The 2909-nt window shown below is 48.7% G+C and carries 3 protein-coding genes; 1 reads left to right on the top strand and 2 read right to left on the bottom strand.

What is annotated here, in order from left to right:
• A partial coding sequence (locus AC4MRN_RS17325; protein WP_491203979.1) for a tetratricopeptide repeat protein occupies positions 1-1351 on the bottom strand: 1351 nt, incomplete at its 3' end.
• 8 nt (positions 1352-1359) lie between these two features.
• A complete protein-coding gene (gene nlpI, locus AC4MRN_RS17320; RefSeq protein ID WP_073321404.1) occupies positions 1360-2238 on the bottom strand; it encodes a lipoprotein NlpI in 879 nt (292 codons plus the stop codon).
• Positions 2239-2346: 108 nt separating this feature from the next.
• Between nlpI and cdd the strand changes: the two genes are divergently transcribed.
• Positions 2347-2739, top strand: a complete 393-nt coding sequence (gene cdd / locus AC4MRN_RS17315; RefSeq protein ID WP_073321407.1) for a cytidine deaminase — start codon at positions 2347-2349, stop codon at positions 2737-2739.
• The last annotated feature ends 170 nt before the right edge of the window (positions 2740-2909 follow it).

The raw sequence follows: 2909 nt of genomic DNA, 5'->3' as shown, positions 1-2909 counted from the left end.
TGCGCTGTACACCGGGGTCGTTTAAACGCTGTTGCCAAATACTTAAATACAGCGGCGGGATGTACTTCGCATCATGATTTTCCAGAAACGTCATACGCTCGCTGGGTTTATAGCTTGGCTGACGAATATTGTGGCAGGTTCTGGCTGGATATAATCGCACCGGGAACTCAATGGCCTGCCATTGCGCTATGTTGTCCAATGGCGCATAGGTAATTTCTCCCAGGAACACCAAGTTGGGGGCGGTTTTACGGCTACAGTATTCTCTTGCCAATCCGGCAGTAAGCGGATATTCATCGACGAACCCGACAAAGTGCGCTAATTCGTGTACAAATACACTGTAGGTGTCGCCTACATCCAGATACATAACACCATTGTTGACATTCGCCTTACCACTTTGTGCCAAGACCATAAGGTGCGTAATATTGTTCGCCTCAACCGTTTCGGCCAGCGGCCTGATATCACAGCCCAACCTGCCCTGACCACGCCAATTAGCATCGCATCGCATTGTGTTGTCTGCTAACCACTGTGGTGTCGCCACACACAACGACAGCGATTGCAGTCGTCGGTCCCGTTTAAATTGACGAAAGATACGATCTGCCTGAACCATTTCTGCCAACCCCGTTGCCAAAGGTTGCATACGTTGACGACATTGGGCGGTCAGCCAGTTATCAGGTAAAGAAGAAGCTAATTGATTGCGCAGGGCTGAGACCGAGACGGGCTGATAACGATTTAGCACAGATAACACTTCGGCCGCTTCTTCGTGCTCATGTTCTGCTGCAAACTCGAACAACGCCTTGGCTTCTTCTTGTTCACCGTGCTGCCAACGCAAATACGCTAACTGAAATGCGCTTTGCGGATCGGTATCGGCAGTTTGTGCCAACCAGGGCTCAGCTAACTCGGGCTGTTGATACAACAGATACCAGTCTGCCAACGCGGTTTGCGCTTCAAACAAGCCTTGCTCGGCGGCCGCTGTAAGCCAACTGGCACGATGGGAATAATCATCGCGGCTCAGGGCAAATTCATATTGGGCTTGTGCTACACCGCCCCTTGCTGCTAACCGAACCAAACGCTGGGAAATACGGGGGTTATCCTCAATGCGGGAAAGTGTTAATGCAGCAGGTGCATAGCCAAGACCAATGAGCTTTTCGAGCCAATACCCATCTTGCTTTTGCTCAGCAAAATCGTGCAGCTGCTGTTGCGCTTGTTGACTGCCCTGCTCTGACGCGATCCAAAGTAGAGACGCCGGTTCCTCAGCGTGTTGAGCATTGCTTAGCAGTTGTGTGTTTAACTGGCCGGTATCAGCCGCTATCGTCAGCGACGTAAATACAACCAGACAAGTGGCTCTAAACATGTAGCGCGTTATTCAGACACGGAATTCTGACGCAGGCGTTCCAGCTCAAGGCGTGCGTAGCGATGCTCAACGTATTCAAAAACGTTGGTACTGAGTGCGAATTTAAAATAGTTTGACGCGATACCAGGCTGTTCCTTTTCCTCGTGATACTTGCCTAAATAAAAATAGGCTTCGCACAAGCGATCGGTGAGTTCTTTCTCGCTGGTAACACCCGTTAATAATGAGTCGAGTAGCTGGGTTTCGGAGGCGGTTCCCAGAAACATGTCTACCAGTTTTGTGGCCCAGTGTTGTTCTGCCAGTTCAGCGCGCCGGTTGGCCAACTTTACTTTTGCTGTTTCAGGCGACACCTGCTTATCGGCAAAATAAGCCCAGAGTGCCCGAAAGGGATCATTGGGCGCTTTCTCGGCAAAAGTGGCTAAATCTTTTACCGCAAGATCAGGACGACCGCCATAATAGAGTGCAATACCACGATTCAAAAACGCAAACTCGTATTCTGGGTCGATTTCCAACGTGGAGTCGAATGCTTCATACGCCTGACTAAACTCGCGTTGCTGAATCAGGTGTACACCCAACGAGTTATAGGCTTCTGCCATGTCGGGTTTAAAATTGATGGCGCGATTGTAATCGAATTGCGCGAGCCCGCTTAGGCCCACGCTGTCGTAAAGCATACCGCGTTGAAAGTGGATTTGGGCTTTATCGCTGTCGGTGAGTTGGACATTACTTAAAATCTGCTCGAAACGGGCAATGGCCACCTGCGAACGGATGCTGACAGGTGCAGGCTCCGGTACCAGCAGGTTACCCATTTCGGTTTGTTTTGCGGTCTCAGGTATTTGCGCACAGCCTGCCAGACCCATAACCAATAAAATTGCACTCAAACGACTCAGCATATGATAAATTTTTCTGTCCAATCCATTCCAGTTGTAGTTACTATAACAGAAGATACCGCAGTTAATGCACTGTCGGATCAGGAAAATAGCAAAAACAGGAAATAAAATTTGTTAGAAAAATTAAAAAGCGCGGCACTAAACGCGCAGAAGAATGCTTATGCGCCCTATTCCAAATTCAGAGTTGGCGCCGCATTAGAAGCAAACGACGGAAACGTGTATTTTGGGTGTAACGTAGAAAATGCAGCCTATCCCCTGGGGCAGTGTGCAGAGGCTACCGCTATCGGCACTATGATTGCGCAAGGCGCTTCTGCCATAAAGCAAATCGTCATAGCCAGCCCTACCGAGACTTTTTGTTATCCCTGTGGTGGATGCAGACAGAAAATTGCAGAATTTGCAGAGGCATCCACGCCTGTTGTAATGATTACGCCAGAAGGCAATAGTACTGAAACAACCGTGGGTGAATTATTACCTGAAGGTTTTACACTCACACCTCAGGATTAGTTGCGGTATTTGCCCTCATAAACAAGAAGATGAACAAAAAGCGGTAATTTGTATAAACCATACAATGCCGCTTTTTTTATAAGGATAATTATGATGAAACGGATTTCGCCTGCCCTGACCATTGCCATAGTGTCGCTACTTGTCACAGGTTGCCAACCCGCAGATGTTAG

It is taken from the genome of Marisediminitalea sp. (assembly GCF_984433645.1).
The sequence above is the reverse complement of the archived record's forward strand: the minus strand, read 5'-3'. Positions and strand labels throughout refer to the sequence as shown.

Coding starts and splice junctions, on each gene's coding strand:
- nlpI (WP_073321404.1), bottom strand. CDS start 2,238: ATGCTGAGTCGTTTGAGTGCAATTTTATTGGTTATGGGTCTGGCAGGC.